Here is a 26,118-nt window from a genome sequence, read left to right on the forward strand (position 1 = left end):
CTGCTGTCCAGTTTACTTCAACCATATTGGTTGTAACTGATTAATTGATATTGGTTTCTATTGGTGATTGAGAATTGGGATATGAAAAAGCATCAGCAGCAGAGGATCACAGCTAAAAAAACTTACAAATCATGAGTATCATAAATAGGTGGGGAGAGAAACTCCCCTCTCCCCTCGCGGGAGAGGGGCTGGGGGAGAGGGGGAGAATGAACTCCCTATTTTTCTTCAATAATCAGCAAGATAAATATGAACGATCAATGCGGTTTTATCTTTCAACCACATGAAACGCTTCGCGTACACCCTCTCCCCAACCCCTCTCCCGTAAAGGGAGAGGGGCTTTTTTAGTTGTTCTGAGAAGATTGAAAGTTAATGGGACAGCAGTGATATGATATTGGTTTTTTTATGATGGTAATACTCAATTCGAAAAGTAAGATCATTTCCTGAAAGCTGATTTTTCAGAGACTCCTTAGATATGAAGCTGTTAACTCGCAGTAATGACACAGAATACTTAAATGAGCTAAAAGCTCGTTTGGAAAGTAACGGAATACCAGCTGTTGTACAAGGTGAGAATACAGCAAGAATGATAATTCCTCGATTTGGTTTTCAACCTACCCTCTGGGTATATGTCGATGAGCAGTTTAGCGAAGCAATGCAACTGATTGATAACCCGGACTACAAGGTGAAGGCTCCAATAGATTTAGAGGCGTTTAGGAAGATTGAGCCAGATGAGAGTGAAAAAAGAGCTCAGCTGAATGCTGCACTTCTTCATCTTATGCTCTATCTGGGTGGGTTTATGTTAGTGGTGGTTGCAATTATCTGGGCTTTGCAGTGAATAAGGGTGGTAGATCGTACCTTTTTCAGCCCTTAATGGTGCGGCAGGGCCGCACCCTACGATTTTTTTACACCCTCTCAGGGGAGAGGGGCTTTGCAACTCTTTCTGGAGTAGAGTTAGTGGTCAGCAGTGACTATGCCTCTAAGGCTACAGGTTGATAACCTGCCTGCAGTGCGCCGACTTCATGCAAATAGGCTAATAGTTGATTAACAGCCTCAGCAACTGAAATTTTATCAGCATGAATATGCACTTCAGGTTTCTCCGGTATTTCATAGGGACTGTCGATACCGGTGAATTGTTTGATTTCACCCCGTTGTGCTTTTGCATAGAGCCCCTTAGGGTCACGATCCTGGCAGACCTGCAAATCAGCATCCACAAAGACTTCAACAAATTGGGCATCGGGCAGTATCTCTCGAACCACTCTACGGTCGTCTCTAAAGGGCGAGATAAAGGCTGCCAGGGTGATCAATCCGGCATCAGTCATCAGCTTTGCCACTTCACCCACCCGGCGGATGTTCTCCTGTCGATCTTGGTCACTGAACCCAAGGTCACGGCAGAGGCCGTGACGAACATTGTCGCCATCGAGTAGATAGGTGTGGTAACCCTGGCCGGTGAGGATCTGTTCCAGAGCACCCGCGATAGTCGATTTACCCGACGCACTGAGACCTGTAAACCAAATTACCAATGGGCGTTGAAACTTTTGCTCTGATCGTGTCTGCTGGTCGACCTGATGTGAGTGCCATACAATATTGCTACTCATGATTATTACTCCTTAACTAATTAAATAACTTGGATTCTTTTACTGTGACAGTCCCCGATATTCAGCAACGCTTTAAGCCGGTTACTCGTGGATACCACATTCCCGTTTCAGGCCGAAAAATCGAGTCTCTTCTTCATGCATACCCACTGCCAGGGGTTGGCTGGTGTGTACATCGCCAACGGAGGCATAGCCTTTCTCCCACAAAGGGTGGTAGGGCAAGTCATGTTTTTGCAGGTAGCGATAGACATCTCGATTGTGCCAGTCGATTATAGGGTGGACTTTGTAGCGGCCATCCTGGATACGCACCACAGGTAACGCAGAGCGACTCTGGGATTGTTGACGTCGTAATCCGGCAAACCAACTGCCAGCTTCAAGTGACTTCAAGGCAAGCTTCAGTGGTTCCACTTTATTAATGCGGTTGTAGAGATCGATACCCGCTACACCCTGCTCCCAGAGGTGACCGTAGCGGCTCTCTTGCCAGGCAGGTGATTTTTCTGCACGAAAGACTTTAAGGTTCAGCTTCAAACGATCGGTCAGTTGTTCGATAAAGCCATAGGTCTCAGGAAACAGATAACCGGTATCGACTAACACTACGGGAATATCAGGCGCAATACGGCTGACCAGGTGCAGCATCAGGGCGCCCTGAATACCGAAGCTTGAGGTCATGATGTGATTGCCTGGCAAATTGGCAATAGCCCACTCAATACGCTTTTCAGCACTCAACGCTTCAAACTGTTGATTCAGGTACTTTAGATACCCTTCGTCGAGAGGTTCATGGGAGGTGATCTGTTCAAGGTGTGTCATGATAGTCCTCCGCAGGATTGATCACTGGCTTGACCAGGCCATATCGAACGCTGAAGTCGCCAAAACCTTCATCAGTTAATTTCTTCTCAGCATAGAGATGAAACAGTTCGTCAATAATCTTGAGCAGCTCATTTTCAGTCAGGTTCTTTCTGAACAGACGATTGAGCCGTAATCCCTTGCCATCACCTCCCAGCTGCAGGTTATAGCGCCCAGGTCCCTTACCAATGAGACCGATTTCCGCCACATAGGGACGAGCGCACCCATTGGGGCAGCCTGTCATCCGCATCACAACTGCCTGCTGCTGTATGCCATAACGGGCGGCAATCTCTTCAATTCGATCCAGAAACCTTGGAAAATATCTCTCTCCCTCAGCCATTGCTTGAGGGCAGGTGGGTAGAGCGACACAAGCTAAACTTGCAAGTCTGGTTGGGGTTTGGGCGTTGCTGATCAAGCCATACTCGCGGGCAATATTTTCTATATGCTGTTTTTGACGGGCAGATACACCCGCAATAATCAGGTTCTGACTTGGTGTAATGCGAAAATCACCTTGGTGAATACCTGCGATTTCCCGCAGGCCGCTCATAAGATTGGCTTCGGGGGTATCTGCAATGCGGCCATTCTCAATATACAGGGTCAAGTGCCAACGGTTTTCACTATCCGCTACCCAACCATAGCGGTCGCCCTGGCTGGTGAATTGGACAGAATGGGAAGGCTTGAATTGTACCCCGGCACGTTGCTCTACTTCATCGATAAAGGATGCCAGGCCCATACGTTGAATGGTGTATTTGAGTCGGGCATGACGACGACTGACCCGGTCACCAAAGTCGCGCTGCACAGCAACTATCGCCTCGGCGACAGCCAGAGTTTGCTCAGGTGTGATGAATCCCAACTCATCGGCCAGGCGTGGGAATGTTGTTGGATCGTCGTGGGTTGCCCCCATGCCACCACCAGCCAGGACGTTAAAACCTGACAAGTGACCTCCCTCTGCTATGGCAACAAACCCAAGGTCGTTGGTGTAGACATCAACATCGTTATAGGGTGGAACTGCTACCGCAGTCTTGAACTTACGGGGTAGGTAGGTTTCACCATATAGAGGCTCGGACTCGCCACCGGCCACTGGTTCACCATCGAGCCAGATTTCATGATAGGCACGTGTTTTCGGCAGTAGATGTTCACTGATGCGTCTGGCCCAATCGTGGACTGTCTGGTGCAGCTCCGAGTGCTCAGGGTTGGGATTGCAGAGCACGTTGCGGTTAACATCACCGCAGCCGCCAATGGAGTCGATCATGGCTTGGTTGATACGCTTGATCAGAGGCTTCAGATTTCGTTTCAGTATGCCGTGGTACTGGAAAGTTTGACGGGTTGTCAGTCTGATAGTGCCATTCCCCAGTTCCCGACCAACAGCATCTATGGTCAGCCACTGTTGCGGTGTGCATACGCCGCCAGGAAGCCGTGCCCGTAACATGAAACTGTAGTAGGGTTCGAGAAACTGTTGCTGACGTGACTGCCGCTGATCCCTGTCATCCTGCTCATAGAATCCATGAAATTTACTGATTTGTGCATCATCCGCAGATAGTGCACCCGTTGCTTGATCCGCCATGCTCTGTTCAAGGGTGCCACGGAGATAGCGACTGTTTGCTTTGATCAGTTCATTTGGATTGACTTTGATATCCATCAGTAGACGTCTCTCTGGTAGCGTCCCTGCTCACGCAGAGATTCGATATATTCGATAGCGGACGCCTCATCTAGCCCGCCCTGATCCTGCGCAATGGCTATCAGGGAGTGGTGCACTCCCTTTTCCATCTCAAGGCTACCGCAGACATAGAGATGGGCACCCTCCTGTAACCAGTGATAGAGTTCAGCGCGCTCTTCATAGAGCCTGGCCTGAACATAAGTTCGCTCTCTCTCATCTCTTGAGAAAGCAAGGCTGATTCGATTCAGCAGACCTGATTTTCTGTAGTTGAGCCAATCTGTCTGGTAGAGAAAGTCACGGTGAAAATGGCGATTGCCAAGGACCAACCAGTTCCTACCCGTGCTGCCTAGTGCTTCACGCTCTTGGAGAAAAGCTCTATACGGCGCGATACCGGTTCCAGCGCCGACCATGATGATCGGTCTGTCTGTTGCCTGGGGGAGTTTGAAGCTGGGGTTCTTCACGACATAGACACCTAAGGGGTCACCCTCTTTAATTCGCTGGGTCAGATAACCGGAGGCACCACCCAGATGGTCACAGTTGTGACTCTTGTAACGAAGCGCAGCAACCGTTAGATGGATCTCTTCCTCGATGCTGTTCTGACTGGAGGCGATGGAGTAGAGGCGTGGTTGTTGAGTGTGTAATAGATTCACCAGGGATTGTTCATCCAGATCTGTGGGAAAGTCACTTATCAGATCGATCAATTGGCGGTTCCTAACAAATCCTCGCAGTGAGTCTTGATCTTCTGCGATGGTATTTAAATCTCTGTTATCAGCCATCGATGACCAGTTTTTTACGACACTGGGATGGAGTTGAGTGAGTTCCAGCCTATCTGTGAGGGCCTCAGTGAGTGATATATTTTGCTGCTCTAGAGTGACCTGTGCAGAGCCTTCCAAACCTGTAAGAGAGAGGATCTCCTCGATCTGAGCTGGATCGTTGCGGAAGAACAGACCTAAAGCATCACCAGGCTGGTATTGGATAACAGCAGGGTCGATCTCAAGTGCCAGATGGTGAATCTCAGTCAGAGCATCTTCAGTAGTGATACGCCGCCGCTCAAGTAGCTCAGACTGATATGGATTGTTACGGTCATGACGAACTGTAGTTGACCGCAATATCGGTATGATCTTGGCTTGATCAGATGGCAAAACTTTCTCCACTGACTGCAAAACCTCTGTCTGCCAATGCATCAGATGCTGTTGGAAATCAACATCGGCATCGATACGCTTAACCAGTGTTTTTGCATCCTGAGCTTTCAGTAGATGATCCAGCTCTTTAGCCGCTTCACAAAAATGATCGTAACTGGAGTCTCCGAGTCCGAAAATGGCATAACGAAGATTTTTGAGTTGCGCTGTTTTTTTGCTACGTAGATATTTAAACAGTTCAAAAGCACTTTCCGGGGGTTCTCCTTCACCCTGAGTGCTGATCACCACAATCAGAAGTTGCTCTTTAGCCAGATCACGGGCTCTGTAGTTTTCGGCAGAGACCAAACGTAAAGCATATCCCTGATCCTGAGCACGCACCGCCAAGGATTCAGCCACACTGCGGGCGTTACCACCTTGGGTGGCATAAAGAATGGTCAGAGCGGGAGATTCATTGGCAGCCTCATTACCCGTGGGTTGCAAGGCAACAAGTCCGGCCAGATAACCGCTTGCCCAGGCGAGTTGTTCACTATTCAAGCTTTGAATCGCCTGTTGCAGGCCTTTGAACTGCAAATCATCCAGAGGATTAGCTGGAAACCTCTCTTTGGTTCTGGCGATGACTTCCATAATGAAAACTCCAAAAATATTTACGGGTATTGGGTAGCAATATTGGAAGAGAGCTATTATCTTGTGAAGTAATATATTTTGATAAACAATCATGAAATAAGATATGGAACTGCGACAACTCACATCCCTGGTCGCCCTGGAGGCCGCCGGTTTCAACGTCACACTAGCTGCCAAGCAACTCTATCTGGTGCAGTCGGCGGTATCCCAACATCTGGCACAACTTGAACAGGAGTTGGGAACGCAACTGTTTATGCGAAAAGGTAAACGATTGATTGGATTGACTGCGGCTGGAGAGGAGGTGCTTAACTATGCTCGGCAAGCCCTCTCAATCCGTGAAAATATCCTCGCCATAGGCCGGGAGCATGTAGAGGAGGGGAGTGGTATTCTTCGAATCGGTACAACCCATACTCAGGCGCGCTATGTATTACCTTCGATAATCCGCACCTTTCGCAAGTTATTTCCCTCTGTAAATCTGCAGATTAATCAGGGAACACCCCAACAATTGGTTGAAATGGTATTGACAGACCGGGTCGATTTCTCAATCTGTACCGAAGAGCTGGGCCACCACTCAACCCTGAATGCAATACCCTGCTATCGCTGGAACCGTTCTCTCATTGCGCTGAAAGGGCATCCGGTATTGGCAGAAAAGCCCCTCTCACTGGAACGGATCTGTAACTACCCATTAATCACATACACATTTGGTTTCACCGGAGCCAACCATATGCAGACCACCTTTGCCCGTGCCGGCCTGCAACCCGATGTAGTGCTGAGCGCTGCGGATACTGATGTTATAAAAACCTATGTACGAGAGGGTATGGGAGTAGGTTTGATCGCCAGTATGGCCTATTCACCTGAACAGGACCCAGATCTGGAGATACGGGATCTGAGTCACATGCTCCCTTGGGAGACCACCTGGGTGGCATACCATAAGGATAAGTATTTACGGCGTTATCAGCAGAAGTTTATCGATCTTATGGAGCAGATGGTCTTGGAGAATGGAGAGACCAAGGGGTGAATTTCGGCCTTACATTTTTAGATTTTGTTTCACTGCTGTCCCGTTAACTTTCAATCTCCTCAGAACAACTCTAAAAGCCCCTCTCCCTTTTCGGGAGAGGGGTTGGGGAGAGGGTGTACGCGAAGCGTTTCATCTGGTTGAAAGATAAGGCCACATTGATCCGTCATCTTTATCATACTGATTGTTGATGAAATTAGGCTGTTCATTCTCCCCCTCTCCCCCGGCCCCTCTCCCGCGAGGGGAGAGGGGAGTGACTCACCCTACCGGTTTGATGCACTGATGATTTGTTTATATTTTTGCGAGACCATTCTCTAATTTCAGATACTTCATCTGCGTCTATTCCAATTGATTCTAGAAAGTCTTGATGGCCCTCTGGGGAGGTTCGTTCAAACTCAATATGCCATATTTCCATGCCTTTCTCGTCGAGTCCAGATGCTTCTAGTAGCGCCACCCAAACTTCCTTGGTGAGACTTCTTGAATACTTAGTGGAATCCGTATTCTTTAAAAGCGTCAGTATAAACTTCTGTTGTTCCCTCAACGATTGAATTTCTGAGTTTATACTGGACAGTCTGTTTTCAAGGGCCAAGTCTAAATCTGTTTCGTCATGGTTAAGAAGAGATGATATCGACTCCAAGGGTAAGCCAGCCTTTCGAAATAATGATATTCTCTCCATTTTTGAGATATCCTTTTCGGTATATAGCCTATAGTTTGCGACACTCCTCTCACTTGGGGAAAGAAGCCCAATTGAGTCGTAGTAAATGAGGGTGCTTCGAGATATCGAGAATTGATTCGCAACTTGGCCTATTGTGTAAGTTTTCATATGTAGAGCCTCGAGCCAGAAAGGGACTGACAAAGCCAGCCCCTTTTTTTACCTACTGTGCCGACCGAATTGACTTGATCTCTTCACCAGAAATTCCTAGCCATTCCAAAAAAGATTGATGCCCTTCAGGGTGACGGTTCTCGAATTCCTTGTGCCACAATGCCATTTTTTCATCATCTAGACCTATTGACTGAAATAGGGCTACCCAGCTTTCTTTGTTCATCGCTTGCCTGTTCATTTGTTTCTCCTGAATTGGTTTCTATTAACCCGGCGACTAAGTACGTTGTCTTCAGTCTGTCTTTTAAAAAATCATATTGTTAGGGGTTTCAAGCCTGAAGACAACGTACTTAGTCACCGGGTTAATAATAGGACGATTAGCACCGTCAAAAGCAATCTTGAAGTATGAAGTTATAGTCAGGTCAAGGCCTCAGATAATAATCTAACAGCTTTATTTACGAGAATCGGATGAAGCGACTGGTTATCTATCTCCGCATTCGTATTCTGGAGAAGACTCAGCCTTTGTATTAATGTTAATAAGCTTTCCGTTCTCGCTAAATTCAAAACGAAGCCCCCTTAATTGAACCGCACATTTACTGTCAACAATAATAGCATCCGGGTTTTCTCGCCTTAATAAATAAACCAGATCCTTTTTAGAATAAGCCTCTTTTGGAAATACTGCAGCCAGTCTTTGTAAGTCTTTTTCGCTGTCATGATATCCTTGAGACATGTAGGTTATAGTGACGCCTTGGTCAATTACCGCGTAGAGCAAAAACACAATCGCAACAAACGAAAGTGCTACAGACGTCAAAAACGCCCATTTCCATTTGTTATGTAGTTTATTCAGGCTCATGACTTAAGCCAGAGTAAAGTAGGCTGAGTATAACTACTAACCCACCGAGTATTATTGAATTAGAATAATATGAGTCATACTCTGAAAACATGAAGTAAAACCCCGTAAAAACCCATATCCACCATAGTATAAGCAACCATCTCTTAGTCTTGATTTTAGCTTCACAATTTGTACACTTAATTGAAGGTCTTGTGAAAGGATTAGTGAACCAAGAAAGAGTTTCTATATTCTTAGTGTCGATTAGTGAACCACAACAAGGGCATTTCAATATTTTCATCTATCGCTCTTTGATTTTTGTCACATATAATCTCTATTAACAAGAGCTCTTGTCTCGTTATAAATTTTTAGCGGTAGATCGCCAATTCTCGATCCCGACGTTCTGAGTCTGGATCTTCTTTGCATTCCACAGCATTGAGCATTCCCACATAGGTATCTGGGAAGCCAACTGATAGCAAGGCGTCCAAGTGGAATTGCCTGGTTAGTACAGCCCCCGTGAATAGAATTACATTGATGTAAAGTTTCACTCAATCAACAATGCTACCGCTTTGATTTTGAATTCTTTTTTATTTTGTCTAAAAAAAGCCATTCCCATGGAAAGTATATCGCACAAAGTATTACGCCAATGGTTTGAATAGTTCCCCATTCTTTCTCCGGCCCTGCAAAGCTATATAGAAGGCCACCTACGACTAGAATTGATAATATAAATAATAGTCGCACAAAAACATATCGACCATTGTTTCTCTTATAAATTTTTCTATACCTTAAATCCATCTACGTAATTGGTTTTTACTATGTGGTACTAAAGCCGGCGTAAAGGATCCAACGAGTATGATTTGCATGGGTGGCATCCTGTGGTGCTGAACGTTTAAGCGCAAAGGTGTGAGTGATACGAGCGTCTTTCAGGTACGACTGGTTAAGCCCTTATTTTACTTGAGCGTTCAATAATGCCTTGAACATCTAGTATGTTCATTACCCAATATGCAAGGATACCTAGAACAGGGTCAATGAATACAAGAATACCCCACCATATAGGCTTTAAATTGAGCGCAAGTGTTTCACGACCTTTAGCATTTCTAAATATTAATATGGCTAGTGCGATTGCGATTATGTAATACGCTATGTAATAACCCCATGTTAAGAAAACGAAGCTGAATACTGACTGTTTATTATTATTAACAACATCTCTACGTCCCTCATATTTTGAGTTGTCACTGGGAAATAAATTAGAGTCTTCTCCGCATAACTTTTCACACATTTCTGATTTTGTCTGATATTTTGCATCGTTATAAGCTGCAAGTGTCATATTTGTGGTTACAAGCATCACCATTAGCAATAAATATTTAACTGTACTGTTTGTCATTATTATTTCCTGGGCATAACAGCTTTATTAACGAGACCCCTTGTCTCAATGGTATGGACTCCTCCACCTTAAGTCGAAATCTCGTTAAAGTGACAGGTCGAACAAAACCAACGGAGCCCATACCATGAAAAATACTACCACAATTACTATAGACCTCGCCAAAGATGTAAGCCGAGTTTTGGCAGTGTATTAACGGAAAGTGACAAATAGTCAGCCAGATAAAACCTGGGTATAACGACGGTTCTTGAAGCCACTGTCTCGATAAGGTATCTGGCAAACGGTGTATTAAGCCGTTAAGGTCAGGGGTAGCTCCCCATAATAAAGACCGGATATACGTGAACTAAAACTATTTCGTTTTTCCTGAAAATATATTGCTGAACAGGAGCAGTCCATATACCTATACATTCGCAGCATATCGTGACAGTGGCAAACTATACTTTTTGGAGGAAAATCATGAGGCCACTCGCAAGCCACGCCTACGCGATCAGGGATTCGTTACAGGTAGCCGCTAAACAAGGGAGGATGGTGTAAGATTCCCATCCCTGAAAATGCTCCTATTTTTGATGTCTCTTGGTTGTTCACTCAGCTGTCTGCAACAACTGCTCAGCCCAGTCGGGCAGGGGATCTAGATGTTTTGTTATTTTACCTTGTTCGATCGTAAATACCCGCTGGTATGGATCATCCTGAGATGAGTTGTCATATATTCTGAGGAGATCACATAGCGGTATCGACATCCGCACATGCGAGAGCATCCTCGGCACTCGGGCAACGATTTTCTCAGCTGGCACAGAATGACCACCCTCTGAGACCCTTTCGGCCACACGTGCCTGGTTCAGGTTCGTGTCATTGAGGTGGATCAAGACCATTACAACGTAATACCCTAGGGCCTTTGCTTCGGCCACAAAATCGATTTTGGAGGGGTGAGAGTAGACCGTCTCAAAGCAAAGACTCTGGCCGGATAGCAAGAGATTTTTCCGCATCCCTTCGGCCAGCATTGCGGCATCCCGGCTACGGCCTTCCGGATCTTCCGGGTAGGCGATTTTCGCTAGATTGTCGGCATTGACAAAGGGCAAGCCCAGATCCTTTAAAAACAACTCATAAAATGTGCTCTTGCCGGCGCCATTACCACCCACCAGCATCCAAAGCTGCTTTTTCAAACTCAAGTTTCTTGCTCGGCCAGTGAAGTGAAGACCCCATTTTGAAACCTTCCGACTCTCCGATTTCCTTGTTTATCAATTTGTTCCAGACAGCCCGGATGTGTGAGGGAGGCCTGGTAGGTCGGGGTTGCCGTTGTTACCTCCTGGGCGAGGGTGCCTGAGTGACGTCGTGCCTCCACAGCTGAAAACACCGCTTTGGGATCAACCGGTTGACCTACTGCAGGCTCCACCTTGATGTGAGCAAGCCCGGCTGCTACTTCCAACAGGGTGTCAGGATTCACTTGCCGAGCGATCTTCCTGCCGAGCGATGCCCAATATTCAACCTGTTCAGCGGCGCTGCGGTGCTCCTGCTCGCCGATCAGTGCGGCGGCCTGCATCAACTCTTCCTGCAAACGTATAGGGGAGGCGGCTTTAGCCATCAGAGATTCCTCAATATAATGTCATGGATTATATTGTAGCAGATTGCTACATAAATAATAATACTCGATAGCATCGTTATTGTCGAACAGTACTAGGTTGGTGATTAGTAAGTCCGAATTATTCGGAAAATGTTTTAAAAAATTAATAGATAGCTTAGAAAACTTTCAGCTTGGGAACTGATGTTTTTGGGAAATGTGTTAGCGCTCAAAGTTATCGAGCTAAAGAGAGAAAAGCCCTTCTAGAGGAAAAATATAGGCTCAAAGATGAAGAAGATCCTGATCAATTCTGGCCCACAGATAGCTCTATTTGATAAAAGTGACGCTTACCACCAAGCTTCGTTCTCGCAATACCTTAATCAAGGCGCTTTTGTAACCCTGAAAGCAAACTATTTGATCACTGTTTTATATATAAGATTAGGCTTTCATCTGTTGTGCAATATTGGAGATGTCCATTGGTTTCGACAGGTAGTGACCTTGGACATAGTTCACATTTGATGCCATAAGAAATTCCAGTATCTCCGCGTTTTCAACATATTCAGCTATGGTCTCTTTGCCCAAGGAGTGTGCAATGTCGTTTATGGAGGTGACAATCGCCTGATCACTGGGGTCTGAGGCAACACCCCTGACAAATAGACCATCGATTTTAACAAAATCAACAGGCAGATTCTTTAAGTGAGAAAATGAAGAGAAGCCACTGCCAAAATCGTCGAGGGCAAAGCGACAACCCAAAACACTCAATCTTGTAATCAGCTCATTAGCGGAAATTAAATTTGTCACTGCTGAGGTTTCTGTAATCTCAAAGATGACTTTTGTTGTGTCTACTTCAGAATTGATAACCAGCTCTTCAATATCATCGATCAAGCTTTTGTTGGCAATGGTTTGACCAGATAGATTGATAGTGAACATGCCGCTGTAACCCTCTTGCTGCAGCAGCGAGAGCTTTTTCAAAGCGGCATTGATGACCCAATAGTCGATTTTATCCATCATGTCGAAACGTTCTGCAGTTGGCAGGAATGCACCGGGAAAGACTATCCCCCATACGGGATCATCCATGCGTAGTAATACTTCATTGATCTGCTGATCTTCTGGGATTAAACCTGTAAGCTCGTTATAAATTGGACCTTCAGACTCGGACATTAATGAGGGCGGGATACAATGTGAAGGAGTGATAGGCTGAATATGTAGAATCAGATTATCTTTTAACAGGGCATTGTGCAGTCTTGAAGACCAGCCCAGATCTAAATCCATCGTCTTTTTACTATCATTCTCTGGGAAGAATAGATGGGTTCTGTTTCGCCCTTCATTTTTTGCCAGGTGGCAGGCGATATCTGCATTTGCAAGTATTTCACTTGCTGACTCTGAATCTTTGTCTATCAGTGCGATACCAATTGAGCCATTGACCTTATATTGTTTACCATTGTAGATAAACATGTAGTGATCAAGCATTAAGCGATATTCATCGGCTACTTGAAGTACGCTCTCTCTATTTACATTCCGTAATATTATTGCGAATTCATCTCCACCTAATCGAGCCAGTAAATCGGTTTTTCTCAGGCGTTGTTTCATCTGTTGTGAAATTTCAATCAATAACCTGTCACCTGCGGCGTGACCTGCAGTGTCATTAATATATTTAAAACGGTCTAGATCGATATAGAGCAGGGCACTGGTCTCACTGCTTCTTTTAAGGCGATCTGCTTCATTTGTCAGGTGTTCTTCGAAAAGGCGCCGATTCGTGAGCTTTGTCAAAGCATCGTGATTTGCTTGCCAGCGTAACTCCTGTTCAAGTGCTTTGCGTTCCGAGATGTCACGGAATGCAACAACTGAGCCCTCACATCTGCCTTCAATTGTCAGCGGATGAATTGTGCACTCCACAGGAATTGGTTTTGCTGATTTATGCCAGAAGACTGTCTCATGTCCTACTATTGGCACTCCATTCGAGTAGCTTTGCTGCAGTAAACAGCTGCTATCTTTTTTTAGGTTTCCCTCAGCATCTGAGTAGTGAAATAGTTCCATTGCTGACTTGCCAATCAGTCGATCCGCTGCTTCATAGCCAAGTATTTCTCTGCAAATTGGATTAACAAACGATATATATCCTTCTGAATCCACGCCATAGACCCCTTCTCCAACTGACCGAAGAATGCCATCAAGTCGTTGACGCTCTTTTTCAGTCGATTTTTGAGTGCGGATATGTCTGCTCATGGCATCTATACGGGTTAGGAACAGATCATCGCTCTCGTTCTTGAACATGCATTCAACAGCGCCAGCTTCGAGAGACTGTTTTATCGCGCTATCCTGATAAGTGCCGGTCAGTAGAGCTGTTGTAATGGTTGAAGTCGTTTCGTGCTCTCTCAGTTTTTGGCAGAGAAGGTCCCCAGTACCATCGGGCATAAAGTAGTCAATTATTGCTATATCGAATGGTGACTCCAGAGCTTTTTTCATACCATCGGATACCGAATCAGCTGTTTCAGCATGGTATCCGTTACTCATCAGCAAACGACGATATTTCACCCTTACGGTTGTCGAGTCATCGACAATTAGTACTCGTATCGGTTGAACGACAGGCTTGGTAACCCCCTGCTTGTTTTCTCTTTCACTCAAATTAGCTAGCAGAACAGAGAGGGTGTCTGTGGTTTTTCGATACTCTTCCCAAAGTAGGAATGCCGAATTTGCTCTTTTGTTCGAACGGGAGATGATTTGACTCTCGGCTTCGTGGGCAAATGTAAGCAGAGGCAAAGCGGTATAGGTGGGATTTTCCAAAGATGAAAAGAGCTGTTCAGCGCCAGGAACAGTATGACCTGACCAGCCCAATACTATGGCATCAAATGCATCAGCGTGATCTGAGCCTGCTTTAAGGCGCTTACTTGCTGTTAAGTAGTCGTGGTCAACTTCAACTTCGAAGCCACCTTTGATCAAGTGATTTTTCTCAATCAGCCGAATCGTGGCAGAGTGCTCGATCAATAGAACTCTAGGCAAAACTTCATCCCCAACCTGGCAGCTGTCCAGAAAAAACCAGAGCAAAAACCTTGCCCGTTGTATTGATAACGGAAGCGGAGTGAAAAACTTTAAATTATGCTCTAAATTCTTTAAAAACGACTAAAAAGGTGTATATATCAGAGGACTGAGAGCAACTGATCATAACTTGATACTACCTTGGTGTATTCAAAATCCTGCAACCGCTTGACGTTTTCCAGATCTACTCGTCTTGGGTAGACAGGCACAATACCGCCAGGGGCCTCGGTCTCCATTTCCGGTTCTGTGTCACATGCGAAGACAATGCTTGGTATGCGACACTTTCCTGCTTGGGCATAGATATTGGTTACCAGGGTGTCTGCAATGCCCCAAACCATTTTTGCCACCGTATTTGATGTGGCCGGCGCAATGATAAGGCGACTATAGCGTCCCTGATAGAATAGGCCTACCGGAGAGGCACTTGCTGTGGTATCACGGAAACAGGTAAAACGATCCCGTAATGATGGCATATCTATGTCATACATAGGGAGTACCTCAGCTGCTGCCTTGCTTAAAAACAGATCCACCTCTGGTCGCTGTTTGGCCAATTCCAGGCACTCTTTGAGGTAGTGTCCTGAGCCAGTTATCGCCCAGGCTTCACGTGGCTTATCATACTTAGCCATACTCTTTTCCGTTTAATGATTGTGTTGCTTTATACGAAGTTTGATTGATATCTGAGAGCGTTAAATATCATCTGCCTTGAAAACTTACCAGCATATTTGTACGCAATAAAAGGGCCAACTATCTGAAGGGGGGATTATGCCATATTGCAACGAGTAGATGGGCGTTGATTCGACTAAAGCCTAGTCAGCAGAAACTGCTGACTAGGGCCTGTTAACATTAAAATTCAATTCTTAGTCAGCTTCAATCTCTAGCGAGGCGGTGTAATACCAAAACGTTTCATGCGTCGATAGAGTGTATTACGACTAAGATCGAGTTTTTTTGCAACTCTGCTGATATTCCAGTGCATCTCTTCGAGTTCGCCCAAAAGGGCATCTCGTTCAGCTATGGCCAGTGCATTGAGGTTGTTTTCAGAACCTTCCGGTAATTCGTCACAAAAGACTGTTTCACGAATATCATCCGGTAAATCATGTACTGTAATTGTATTCTTTTCACACAAAGCAGTGACAGTGCGAAGCACATTTCGAAGTTGCCGGATGTTGCCAGGCCAGCGAAAGCTGTCAAGTATTTTCAGTGCTTCACTATCCCAGGTTAACTCCTCATCATCGAGTGCTTCCAACTGAGCAATACTTTTAATCAACTCAACCCTGTCTGAACGCTCTCTTAAGGCAGGCATTGTTAATGAAACACCATGAAGTCGGTAGTAGAGATCTTCACGAAAATTACCATCCTCTACCAGGCCTTGAATATCATGGTGAGTTGCACTGATCAGCTTAATTGAAACCTTGACCGGTTTTTCTCCACCAAGCGGTGTAACTTCTCGTTCTTCCAGCACTCTGAGCAGACGTGCCTGTAGATGCAGCGGCATGTCACCAATCTCATCCAGGAACAGCGTGCCCCCATCAGCCTGTAGAATCTTACCTCTACTGCCTTCACGGCTGGCACCGGTAAAAGCACCAGGTCGATATCCGAATAGTTCACTCTCGATCAAACTTTCAGGTAAGGAGGCGCAGTTGACTGCTATGAATGCTTTATCATGGCGTGAACTGGCCATATGTAGAGCCTGTGCGAACATCTCTTTACCCGTGCCGGTCTCGCCAAACAGCATGCAGGGAATATCCCGGTCGATCAGCTTTATAGCAGTTTTTATGTTGCGCGCCATACGGGGTTCGTTAAAGTGCAAAGCATCGAGGGAGTCTGAAGAGCCTGGATTGTTTGTACTTCTACTCGGTACACTCGTCTTTGATTCCCAGGGCGGTGTTGCACTGGTGCGACAACTGTTTTCAGGTAGTCGAAGCGTTGCAAAAAAACGTTTTCCATGTTGCGTTTCCCGAATAGGGAAGGCGTTGGAATTGGCATGCTTTAGCAGGGAGGTGAGTGAGGTTGTAAACTGCTGATGTATATGACGGCCAACAATCTGTTGAGGTGATTCCAGGTTTAGCTGAAACATTGCACTACGATTAATCGCCACTATTTTCCCATCTTCATCAAAGGCAATGGCACCTTCACCCAAGGTGCTGATGAATTCCGAGCGTGAATGGAAACGAAGCACAAAGGATTGCTTCATGGCGCAGAAAAAGACTCGGTTCTCAATCACCTGTGCAGACATATTGAGCAGCACCATGGTGTGCTGCTGAGCCATTTTTGACTCACTCGATGCATCGAGAACTGCCAGTATCTCTCCATGAGGATCGAAGATTGGTGCCGCAGCACAGGTCAGGCTGGCATTGCGGGAGAAAAAATGGGATTGTTTATGTATTACAAGCGGCTTTTTCTCAACCAGGCAGGTACCCATACCGTTGGTACCCTGAACTGATTCACTCCATACTGCTCCAAGTTGCATGCCAGCATGGGCGGCGGCATCAGTAAATTGAGGATCACCGATAAAGTTTAAAAGGATGCCCTCTTTATCTGTCAACATAATGGCATGACCAGAGCCAGCCAGTTGCTGATAGAGATCGGTCATCTCCACACGTGCAATATTCAACATCCGTTTGTATTGCTGCAGACGCTCACGTAGATCTTGTCTGTCAATGATTACAGGATCAGGAGATGCGCCAGGATCGAGACCATGCTCGTCCCGGCAGCGGTGCCAGGAGCGGAGTGTCAGGTCGTCAATTTCAGGAGATTGAACCAAGTGGTTACCACTCAAAGCGGCAAGCACAAGATCCTCATGGTTGGATTTGTCCGGTTGGAGGATAGCACTAGCCAAAATTATCTCCTAAGGTCATATCAAGCCGGTGTGCTGATCGATCCTTAATCAAGTACATTGTGTATTTATAGGTTAAATATTTCATATTTATTATCACACCAATTCTAAGACAAGTTCGGCCAATTGACAAATCGCATTCCAATAAGAATATTAGTGTAACCCTATGTTCAAGAATGATTTTTCATCCCCTCTAATTATGGGGATTCTAAATCTCACTCCCGACAGCTTTTCTGATGGTGGGCGCTATGAGAGTAGTAATGCAGTATCTCGTGGATTAGAAATGGTGGCTGAGGGGGCCGATATCATTGACATTGGTGGAGAATCGTCCAGACCAGGTGCCTTGAAAATCAGTGCAACAGAGCAGATTAATCGGGTACTCGACACCATAGTGGAACTGCGTGAACGCCTGCCTGCAGGATTTCCCATCAGTATCGATACAACCCTGAGTGAGGTTGCAGATATTGCGATTGAGCATGGTGCAAGCATGATTAATGATATTTCAGCTGGGCGAGATGATCCTGAAATACTATCCCTTGCTGCTTCAAATGGTGTACCTATCGTATTGATGCATATGCAGGGCTCTCCAGCTACCATGCAGAATGCGCCTGTCTACAAAGATGTTGTTTCAGAGGTAAAAGCATTTTTTGAGAAACGTATAGAGGCGGCACTTACTGCTGGAGTGGATCCAAATTCGCTATTACTGGATCCTGGTATTGGATTTGGCAAACGCAAAAGAGACAATTTAAAACTCTTATCCGAGTTGCAGCAGTTTGCTGAGTTGGGTTATCCCCTGATGCTAGGGGTTAGCCGCAAAGGCTTTATGGGTTCTGTGTGTGAAGTGAGTGATCCCACCCAGTTGATACCTGCAACCTGTGCATGCACAGCTTTAGGCGTGATGGCTGGAGTAAAAGTTTTCCGGGTTCATGATGTCTTACAGAATCGTCAAGCGGCAGATGTGACCTGGGCTATTCGTCAAGGGGTTTAGATAACTATTTGTGTGCGACTGGTTTCGTCACTCACCAAATCTAGGGTAAATTTCAGACAAAAAAAATGCCCTTCATGACTTGGGGAAAGTCATGAGGTGGGCATTAAGGGTGGAGGAACTGAAAAAGTTCTATTTAGATCTATAGGCAGATTTTCTACCTATGGCCTAGAAAGACATAAATGCACCGACGTTGAAGCTGTTCGATTCATCTGAGCCTGCAGACAATTCACTCTCCAGTGAAGAGAACTCTGCAAGCAGTGTCAGGTTTGCAGTCAGTGAGTGGTAAGCACCCACGGTGATCCGGGTGTTTTCGACTTCAACCAATTTGTCACTTTCGCTGAATGAATAGTTGAGGCCCAGTTTGGTTTTGTTGAGTTTGTAGGTGCCTTGGAGCATGTAGCCCTGTGACTCTTCAGGTGTTCCATCTGCTGCATCGAAACCAGGCAGGACGAGACCACCAAGTGCCAGGGTGCTCATACCTTCGCCGCTGAAGAAAGAAGCGGCTACACCGATATCGCCGACATCGACTTTACCAAACAGGTCGAAACCGGTGATCGATTCAGAGGTTCCGGCATCAGTAACGATGTCCTGGGTTAAAAAGGTTGCTGATACACTGCCTGGAACTGAGCCTTTCCAGCCATAAGCAACTTTACCGTGGATGCCTGGATTGCTGCCGCTCTCGCCACCATTGCCATCCATTGGCTGGAATATACCAATTGTGCCTGTCAATCCATTCATGGAGGGGGTTGTGTAGTTGATTTGGGTGAGGCGATCGACATAGACATAGCCGAAACCAAGACCACCCAGTGTTGTATGGCCTGGCTCGGAAGGTGTAAAGCCTGCGCCAATACCGATCAAAGACATGTCAGCGATGATTGCATCAAAACCAAACAGCCCGAAGTCACGGCCGAACTTAAAACTACCCATACCTTCGTTACCAAAGGTTAGAAATATCTGACGGGCATCGACAGTAGAGAATCCCAAAGCCTCGTTACTGTTGGTGCCATAGTAAACGCCGATAGTGGCGTTTAGGTCATAGCCATCCTGATTGGTGCCTGCACTAAAAACCATAGCTGCGGGCAATAGACCATTCTGAACGGAAGAAACGTCGTCTGGATTACCATCTTCATCTACTGAACCAGCACATTGAAGACTGGTCAAAGTAGTTCCACCACTCTGAAGATCACCTGAATCACAGGTTGTATAAACATAGTGTGCGTTAACGTTGCCTGAGAGACCCAGTTTCCAGTCACCTGCATCCCAGGAAACTGCGTGGGTAGACATTGAGAGTGCTGTTAGTGCTGTACTGGTCAGTATTAGTGATATTTTCTTACTGGTCACGTTCTCTTCTCCGGATTTGTTGGTGATTTACAACGCCACATACAGCTTTCTTTTCTGGCGTAACTGATACCGAAGGCAGAATACGGGCCAATATATAAAAAAATATCATAAGCCATTGAATTAACATGAAATAAACTTTGTTTTTAAATGTGAGAGAGTCACCTCGCCAACTGCAGCTGTTACTAAGCTGAAAAACTGTAACAGAAATGCCACACCGTCCTTTTTCTGTCTCAAAATGATCATTTCTTATTCGTCTCCCTGACCAGGCATTAGACGAATGGCGCAGAATTTGAATTCGGGTATTTTTGCAGACGGATCCAAAGCTTCATTGGTCAGAAGATTGGCCGCAGCCTCGTGGTAACAGAAGGGCAGAAAGACCTGTCCGTGAGAAACCCCAGTATCGGCGCGGGCAAACGCGGTAACAACGCCGCGCCTGGATTGTAATTTGATAGGATCGCCTGGCTCGATCTTAATACGGGCCAGTTCTTCCGGGTGGACACTTGCTACTGGAATTGGCTCAATCTTGTCTAACATCTCAGCGCGTCTGGTCATTGCTCCTGTGTGCCAGTGTTCCAATTGACGGCCGGTGATCAGCACCCAAGGATACTCGTGGTCAGGCAGTTCATCCGCATTGGTAAATGGTGCCGGGGTAAAGCTGGCTCTACCCGTTGGAGTTGGAAATTCATCTATGAAGATCACAGGCTGTCCTGGATCGCTCTCATCTGCACAGGGGTAGGTTATGGCTCCGGCTTGTTCCAGGCGCTCCCATGAGATCCCGGCAATGCTCGGCATTGCCTGACGCATTTCATCAAACACCTGCTTGGGGTGGTTGTAGTGCCAATCGAGTCCCAGATGATTTGCCATCTGCTGAATGATCTCAAGATCTTGTCGGGCCTCTCCTGGTGGATCAATGGCTTGACGGCCGAGCTGAACTCTCCGGTCAGTGTTAGTGAAGCTTCCGTTTTTTTCAGCGAAGGCTGAGGCAGGAAGGATGACATCCGCATACCAGGCAGTCTCAGTCATAAAGATATCCTGCACCACCAGGTGCTTCAGGCTGGAAAGTGCTTTACGTGCATGATTCAGATTTGGATCAGACATGGCTGGATTCTCACCCATGATGTACATGCCCTCTATCTTGCCATCACTGATTGCATGCATGATCTCGACCACGGTTAAACCGGGGTTTGGATCAAGCTCTGTCTCCCACAGTGCTTCGAACTTAGCGCGAATCTGGGGATTATCGACTCGCTGATAGTCTGGAAATACCATCGGAATAAGCCCCACATCAGAGGCGCCCTGGACGTTGTTCTGACCACGTAGTGGGTGGAGTCCGGTGCCAGGTCTGCCGATCTGGCCAGTCATCAGCGCCAGGGAGATCAGTGCACGTGAATTGTCGGTGCCATGTATATGTTGTGAGACACCCATTCCCCAAAAAATAATCGAGGCCTTGGATTTGGCATAGACACGCGCAACTTTGCGTATTGTGGCGGCGTCGATGCCGCAAATAGGTGCCATAGCTTCTGGGGTGAAGGGGCGAAGGTGTTGCTCCAGCTTTTTAAATCCACTGGTGCGTTGCTCAATAAAAGCGCTATCCACCAAGCCTTGTTCAATGACGGCATTCATGATGGCATTCAGCAACGCTACATCAGTGTCAGGTTTGAACTGCAGGAAATGTGTTGCATGGTTTGCAATCGTGGTACGTCGCGGATCCATCACGATGAGTGTCTTGCCCGCGTTAACCTCATTCTTGATGAAGGTGGCGGCCACAGGATGGTTATCAGTGGTGTTGGAACCGATAATGAGGATAACCTCAGCCTTATCTACATCTGCAATTGGATTTGATACTGCACCTGATCCAATCATCTCCAGTAGTGCCACAACCGATGAAGCGTGACAGAGACGGGTACAGTGATCAACGTTGTTGCTGCCAAAGCCTGTGCGAACCAGCTTTTGGAAAAGATAGGCTTCTTCGTTCGAACCCTTGGCCGACCCAAAGCCGGCCAATGCTAAGGGACCACTATTGCTGCGTATCTCGCTGAGGCCTTCAGCAGCCACTGCCAGGGCTTCTTCCCAGCTTGCTTCACGAAAATCTGAGAATGGGTTGTTGTGATCGGGTCCGAGTTCTGCCTGTTTGGGGGCATCAGCACGTCGGATCAGTGGTTTCGTCAGTCGATGCTTATGGTGTACATAATCAAATCCATAACGGCCTTTAACGCAAAGGCGACTGTTATTTGCCGGGCCATCTCTTCCTGTGACATAACGAATACGATTATCACTGACATGAAAAGTGAGTTGGCAGCCGACACCACAATAGGGACAGACAGAATCGACCTGTTTTTCAGTCTCTTCCAAACCCCTATTCTCAGATGGCATCAGTGCACCTGTAGGGCAGGCCTGTACACATTCACCACAAGCGACACAGCTGCTATTACCCAATAGTTCGTCAGTGTCGAAGACTATCGATGAAACTGCTCCTCGCATCGCATAGCCAATCACATTGTTAACCTGGGTTTCACGGCAGGCACGCAGGCAGCGTGTGCACTGAATACAGGCATCAAGATTGACGCTTATGGCAGGGTGTGAGCTGTCACTTACAGGTTGCTGGCGCGCTGGGAAGCGGGGTTTGCCAACTTCCATCTTTTTAGACCAATGGTCTAGCTCATTTTGGTGAGTATATTGGGATTCAACCATGTCGGATTGCAGCAATTCCAACACCAGTTGTTGCGACTTGCGGGGACGCTCCCCTTGACTGTTCACCACCATACCCTCACTGGGTGTGCGGCAACAGGAAGCAGCGAGGGTGCGTTCACCCTCAATCTCAACAACACAGGCACGGCAGTTGCCATCGGCCCTTAATCCTTCCTTGTAGCAGAGATGGGGGATCTCCACACCAGCGCGTTTAGCAGCCTGCAACACGCTCTCTCCAGGTGTTGCACTCAGGAGGATGCCATCAAGGGTAAAGTTGATCGCTTGAGCTGTTGATTCGGAGTTATTCGCCATGATCCAACTCCTGGGGGAAATATTTCAATATGCTCAGCATAGGGTTGGGGGCGGCCTGACCCAGACCACAGATAGATGCATCGATCATGACTGTTGAGAGCTCTTCGAGTAGCGCCGGATCCCATTGCTTCTGCGCCATCAGGGCAGCTGCTTTTTCAGTGCCGACCCGACAGGGGGTGCATTGACCACAGGATTCATGAGCGAAGAAGCGCATTGCATTCAGCGCTGCATCGCGGGCGCTGTCGTGTTGCGACAATACGATAATTGCAGCTGATCCGATGAAACAGCCGTAGGCTTGCAGAGTGTCAAAATCGAGTGGTATATCCGCCAGTGATTCAGGTAGGATTCCACCGGAGGCGCCTCCGGGAAAGTAGGCGTAGAGTTCATGACCTTCTTGCATGCCACCACAATATTCATCAATCAGTTCCCGCATGGTAATGCCAGCGGGGGCCAGATGGACGCCAGGTTTATTGACTCGGCCGCTGACGGAGAAACTGCGTAACCCATGCCGGCCATTTCGTCCCTGAGCGGTAAACCACTCAGCGCCACGCTCAATCAACTCCCGGACCCAGTAGAGGGTCTCCATGTTGTGTTCCAAAGTGGGACGACCAAAAAGCCCGACCTGGGCAACGTAGGGGGGGCGTTGGCGAGGCATGCCGCGTTTACCCTCGATGGATTCAATCATCGCGGACTCTTCACCACAGATGTAGGCACCGGCTCCCCGGCGCATATGTATCGGTGGCAGTGGACAGGGAGGATCAGACTGCAGGGCAGAGATCTCCTTTTCCAGCATCATACGAATTCCTGCATATTCATCCCGAAGATAGATGTAGATTTCGCTGATACCCACTACCTGGGCAGCGATCAGTGTACCTTCGAGGAATCGATGAGGGTCTCGTTCAAGATAGTAGCGATCCTTCAGGGTGCCAGGTTCGCCTTCGTCAATATTAACGGCTAAAAGACGGGGCGATGGTTGATCTTTCAGGATCCGCCACTTACGACCAGCAGGGAAACCAGCCCCCCCCAGCCCCCTGAGGTTTGAGCCTTCCAGGCACTGAATAACTTGTTCAGCAGACAGCTTCCCTGATTGATCACTCTCACTTTTGTCATTCAAAATCTGCTGCAGCAGGTTATAGCCGCCACCAGCACGATAGTCGCTATAGCTAAGATAGTCAGGCAATTCAGCTTCTATATCACCAGCGTCAATCAGTTGCTGAACTTTTACTGCATTTGCTTGGGAGAGAGGCCGTTTCCCAACCACAGCGACAGGCGCTTCCTGACAACGACCGACACAGGGCACTCGCTGAACCCTGACGCCACTACCCAGTCCTGCCTGTAATTCGGCAAATAGATTTTCAGCGCCCGACAAACTACAGGATATGGAATCACACACACGCACAGTCAAGGGGGGAGGGGGAGATTGGCCCTCTTTGACCAGATCAAAGTGGTGATAGAAGCTCGCTACCTCATATACTTCTGCACTGGAGAGATTCATCTCACTGGCGAGGGCAGAAAGATGTTCTACGGAGATATATCCCAGATGATCTTGAATTCTGTGAAGTGATTCTATGAGCAGGTCAGGGCGTCGTGGAATCCCATCAAGTAGCTCGCGGACTAATTTGAGGGTGGTTTGATCTACACTACGTCCCTTGCGTTGTCCCAGTCGTCTTTTTTGTGGTTTAGCTGAGGGTGACAAAAGAATATCTCATGAGCTGATTGGTTAAAATATCGTTCATAACTAAACTGCAATTCATGTGCCATATAGAGTGACAGGGTGTAATTGAGTAGCCTCATAAGGCTAGTGCTCCACTTTTCTGGCACATTGAACTGTAGCTGTCACTTCAGCAAGACAATCTTCGATGAATCTTTTGATAGAGGAAAAACCTCTATTTTTGTAGATCTTTGTAGCGATGGACCGCAAAGGTATCGAATATTAGATCAAGTTTGAGCTGATCTCATTATGACTCTGTGGGCAGTCTGTCAGATTGATAGAAGCTCTTGAAAAGGGTTTTGATCTCTAAATATCTTTTTCCAATTTCCTCTTCATTGGTACGCTTGTCCCTTGCTAAGTCGACAAGTGATTCTCCGATCACTTTTGCCGGTGAGGATGAGAGATAAAGAATTCTATCTGCAAGCATGGTTGCTTCATGCAGATCATGAGTAACAAACACCACTGTAGTACAACGTATAGCCAGTATATCGAGCAGAAGTTGCCTGAGCTGAAAGGCTGTTGGACCATCCAGGGAGACGAAAGGCTCGTCCATAATCAGTAGAGAGGGTTCCACTACAAAGGCTCTGGCAAGTGCTGCTCTACGTTGCATGCCGATCGAAAGCTGGCCAGGGTGATAATCGCTGAATGCTGACAGACCAGTTGCTTCCAGCAACTCATCAACCTGCTGTTTTTTTTCAGCAGGATTATCCAGCACCAGGGTAATATTGTCACGTAAGTTGAGCCAGGGTAGAAGTCTCGGGTTTTGAAATACATAACCCAGGTTAGCTGAAGAATTGCTGTGTTTATCAAGCCATGTAATGTTGCCTTCAAAGGTTTTATCAAGGCCAGATAAAATCTGTAAAAGGGTACTTTTTCCACAGCCGGAAGGACCAACAAGAGCCAGGAATTCTCCCTCTTTCACCTTGATCCTGATGTTATCCAATACCAGAAGCTCACGCTCTGGATTGTGCTGAATATAACTTTTTCGTTGTATATCGATATCTAACATAGGTCTATCCGCGCCAGCGGTTTATTCTCCGCTCTAGAGGTTGCAGTAAACCATACTCAATGAACAGCATAATCATGATGAATGAGAGACTGTAAGCTAATATGCCACTGACATCGAAGAGCTGGAAATAGAGATGCAATTGGAAACCTACGCCATCACTACGCCCCAGCAGTTCGACCACCAGCACTATTTTCCAAATCAATGCAATGCCTGAACGTGCAGCGACTGCAAAGAAAGGGAGTAGCTGGGGCAGGGTTATGTATAGCAGAGTTTTTCGTCTGCCTATATTAAAGCTGCGCGCCATTTCATGGTACTCTTCATCCAGAGTACGAGCACCTTCACGCATGGTCACCACAACATTGGGAATTTTGTTAACTGCAATCGCAAAGATTGCCGTTAGCTCAGCCAAACCAAACCAAACATAAGCAAGAATTATGATTACCAGTGCCGGTATATTGAGGAAAACGATTAACCAGGGGTCGAGAAATTGATCGGTCATGCGCGATCGGCCCATGATGATTCCGATAATACTTCCTACCAGCATCGCAATGACAAATGAAATCAGAACACGTATCAGGGTAGCACTCAAGTGAAACCAAAGTTGTCCACTCTGCATCTCCTGCCAGATAACCTCAACGACACTACTGGGCGGAGGTAGCATACTGTTCTGCCACATTAGAGCAGTGATATGCCATATCAGTAGTAGCAACAGTATGGAAGAGAAACGACGGACATATACAGGAATATTCAAGGATAC

Annotated in this window: 21 protein-coding genes; 3 read left to right on the plus strand and 18 right to left on the minus strand. The window is 46.8% G+C overall.

What is annotated here, in order from left to right; all coding sequences use genetic code 11:
- Positions 1–472 precede the first annotated feature (472 nt).
- Positions 473–832 carry a putative signal transducing protein gene (locus tag AC4IFB_RS07530; RefSeq protein WP_490779825.1) on the plus strand — a complete coding sequence of 120 codons (360 nt, stop codon included), beginning with the start codon at positions 473–475 and terminating at the stop codon, positions 830–832.
- Between the two features lie 133 nt (positions 833–965).
- Here the strand turns inward: AC4IFB_RS07530 and cysC are convergent, their stop codons facing one another.
- The 4 genes from cysC to AC4IFB_RS07550 form a co-directional block, all read right to left on the minus strand.
- The gene (gene cysC, locus AC4IFB_RS07535; RefSeq protein WP_490776844.1) at positions 966–1,592 is read right to left on the minus strand and encodes an adenylyl-sulfate kinase; all 627 of its coding nucleotides are present in this window, start codon (positions 1,590–1,592) and stop codon (positions 966–968) included.
- An 81-nt stretch (positions 1,593–1,673) separates the two neighbouring features.
- Positions 1,674–2,396, minus strand: a complete 723-nt coding sequence (locus tag AC4IFB_RS07540) for a phosphoadenylyl-sulfate reductase (protein ID WP_490779826.1) — start codon at positions 2,394–2,396, stop codon at positions 1,674–1,676.
- Positions 2,383–4,071 carry an assimilatory sulfite reductase (NADPH) hemoprotein subunit gene (gene cysI / locus AC4IFB_RS07545; protein ID WP_490779827.1) on the minus strand — a complete coding sequence of 563 codons (1,689 nt, stop codon included), beginning with the start codon at positions 4,069–4,071 and terminating at the stop codon, positions 2,383–2,385. Before cysI ends, AC4IFB_RS07540 begins: the two co-directional genes overlap by 14 nt.
- A complete protein-coding gene (locus AC4IFB_RS07550) occupies positions 4,071–5,852 on the minus strand; it encodes a diflavin oxidoreductase (protein ID WP_490779828.1) in 1,782 nt (593 codons plus the stop codon). Before AC4IFB_RS07550 ends, cysI begins: the two co-directional genes overlap by 1 nt.
- 103 nt (positions 5,853–5,955) lie before the next feature.
- On the opposite strand from AC4IFB_RS07550, the gene AC4IFB_RS07555 reads away from it, so the two are divergent.
- Positions 5,956–6,867 carry a LysR substrate-binding domain-containing protein gene (locus AC4IFB_RS07555; RefSeq protein WP_490779829.1) on the plus strand — a complete coding sequence of 304 codons (912 nt, stop codon included), beginning with the start codon at positions 5,956–5,958 and terminating at the stop codon, positions 6,865–6,867.
- 202 nt (positions 6,868–7,069) lie between these two features.
- Here the strand turns inward: AC4IFB_RS07555 and AC4IFB_RS07560 are convergent, their stop codons facing one another.
- The 9 genes from AC4IFB_RS07560 to AC4IFB_RS07600 all read right to left on the minus strand — a co-directional run bounded on the left by AC4IFB_RS07560 (position 7,070) and on the right by AC4IFB_RS07600 (position 17,315).
- Positions 7,070–7,687, minus strand: a complete 618-nt coding sequence (locus tag AC4IFB_RS07560; RefSeq protein WP_490779830.1) for a MerR family transcriptional regulator — start codon at positions 7,685–7,687, stop codon at positions 7,070–7,072.
- A gap of 52 nt (positions 7,688–7,739) precedes the next feature.
- Positions 7,740–7,925 (minus strand): hypothetical protein, encoded by a 186-nt coding sequence (locus AC4IFB_RS07565; RefSeq protein ID WP_490776838.1) that lies wholly within the window; start codon positions 7,923–7,925, stop codon positions 7,740–7,742.
- A 240-nt stretch (positions 7,926–8,165) separates the two neighbouring features.
- A complete protein-coding gene (locus AC4IFB_RS07570; protein ID WP_490779831.1) occupies positions 8,166–8,537 on the minus strand; it encodes an Imm58 family immunity protein in 372 nt (123 codons plus the stop codon).
- A 913-nt stretch (positions 8,538–9,450) separates the two neighbouring features.
- On the minus strand, positions 9,451–9,897 hold the full coding sequence (locus AC4IFB_RS07575; protein WP_490779832.1) for a hypothetical protein: 447 nt from the start codon (positions 9,895–9,897) through the stop codon (positions 9,451–9,453).
- A gap of 578 nt (positions 9,898–10,475) precedes the next feature.
- On the minus strand, positions 10,476–11,054 hold the full coding sequence (locus tag AC4IFB_RS07580; protein WP_490776833.1) for an ATPase: 579 nt from the start codon (positions 11,052–11,054) through the stop codon (positions 10,476–10,478).
- Positions 11,055–11,056: 2 nt separating this feature from the next.
- Positions 11,057–11,473 carry a TA system antitoxin ParD family protein gene (locus AC4IFB_RS07585; RefSeq protein ID WP_490776832.1) on the minus strand — a complete coding sequence of 139 codons (417 nt, stop codon included), beginning with the start codon at positions 11,471–11,473 and terminating at the stop codon, positions 11,057–11,059.
- Between the two features lie 414 nt (positions 11,474–11,887).
- Positions 11,888–14,446, minus strand: coding sequence for a two-component system response regulator (locus AC4IFB_RS07590; protein ID WP_490779833.1), 2,559 nt, complete (start codon positions 14,444–14,446; stop codon positions 11,888–11,890).
- A gap of 137 nt (positions 14,447–14,583) precedes the next feature.
- The gene (locus AC4IFB_RS07595; RefSeq protein WP_490776830.1) at positions 14,584–15,105 is read right to left on the minus strand and encodes a flavoprotein; all 522 of its coding nucleotides are present in this window, start codon (positions 15,103–15,105) and stop codon (positions 14,584–14,586) included.
- Positions 15,106–15,353: 248 nt separating this feature from the next.
- Complete coding sequence (locus tag AC4IFB_RS07600; RefSeq protein WP_490776829.1) at positions 15,354–17,315, minus strand: sigma-54-dependent Fis family transcriptional regulator; 1,962 nt, start codon at positions 17,313–17,315, stop codon at positions 15,354–15,356.
- 163 nt (positions 17,316–17,478) lie between these two features.
- Here AC4IFB_RS07600 and folP point away from each other — a divergent pair, with 163 nt between their 5' ends.
- Complete coding sequence (gene folP / locus AC4IFB_RS07605; protein WP_490776828.1) at positions 17,479–18,300, plus strand: dihydropteroate synthase; 822 nt, start codon at positions 17,479–17,481, stop codon at positions 18,298–18,300.
- Between the two features lie 165 nt (positions 18,301–18,465).
- On the opposite strand, the gene AC4IFB_RS07610 is transcribed toward folP, so the two are convergent.
- From AC4IFB_RS07610 to AC4IFB_RS07630, 5 genes are all read right to left on the minus strand, one after another.
- Positions 18,466–19,641 carry a porin gene (locus AC4IFB_RS07610; protein WP_490776827.1) on the minus strand — a complete coding sequence of 392 codons (1,176 nt, stop codon included), beginning with the start codon at positions 19,639–19,641 and terminating at the stop codon, positions 18,466–18,468.
- Positions 19,642–19,887: 246 nt separating this feature from the next.
- Positions 19,888–22,641 carry a formate dehydrogenase subunit alpha gene (fdhF, locus tag AC4IFB_RS07615; RefSeq protein ID WP_490779834.1) on the minus strand — a complete coding sequence of 918 codons (2,754 nt, stop codon included), beginning with the start codon at positions 22,639–22,641 and terminating at the stop codon, positions 19,888–19,890.
- A complete protein-coding gene (locus tag AC4IFB_RS07620; RefSeq protein ID WP_490779835.1) occupies positions 22,631–24,337 on the minus strand; it encodes an NAD(P)H-dependent oxidoreductase subunit E in 1,707 nt (568 codons plus the stop codon). Before AC4IFB_RS07620 ends, fdhF begins: the two co-directional genes overlap by 11 nt.
- Before the next feature lie 262 nt (positions 24,338–24,599).
- Positions 24,600–25,361 carry an ABC transporter ATP-binding protein gene (locus tag AC4IFB_RS07625; RefSeq protein ID WP_490779836.1) on the minus strand — a complete coding sequence of 254 codons (762 nt, stop codon included), beginning with the start codon at positions 25,359–25,361 and terminating at the stop codon, positions 24,600–24,602.
- 4 nt (positions 25,362–25,365) lie between these two features.
- Positions 25,366–26,112 (minus strand): ABC transporter permease, encoded by a 747-nt coding sequence (locus AC4IFB_RS07630; RefSeq protein WP_490776823.1) that lies wholly within the window; start codon positions 26,110–26,112, stop codon positions 25,366–25,368.
- Between the last annotated feature and the right edge of the window lie 6 nt (positions 26,113–26,118).

The sequence above is a fragment of the Candidatus Thiodiazotropha sp. AKIB8 genome, from assembly GCF_058244675.1.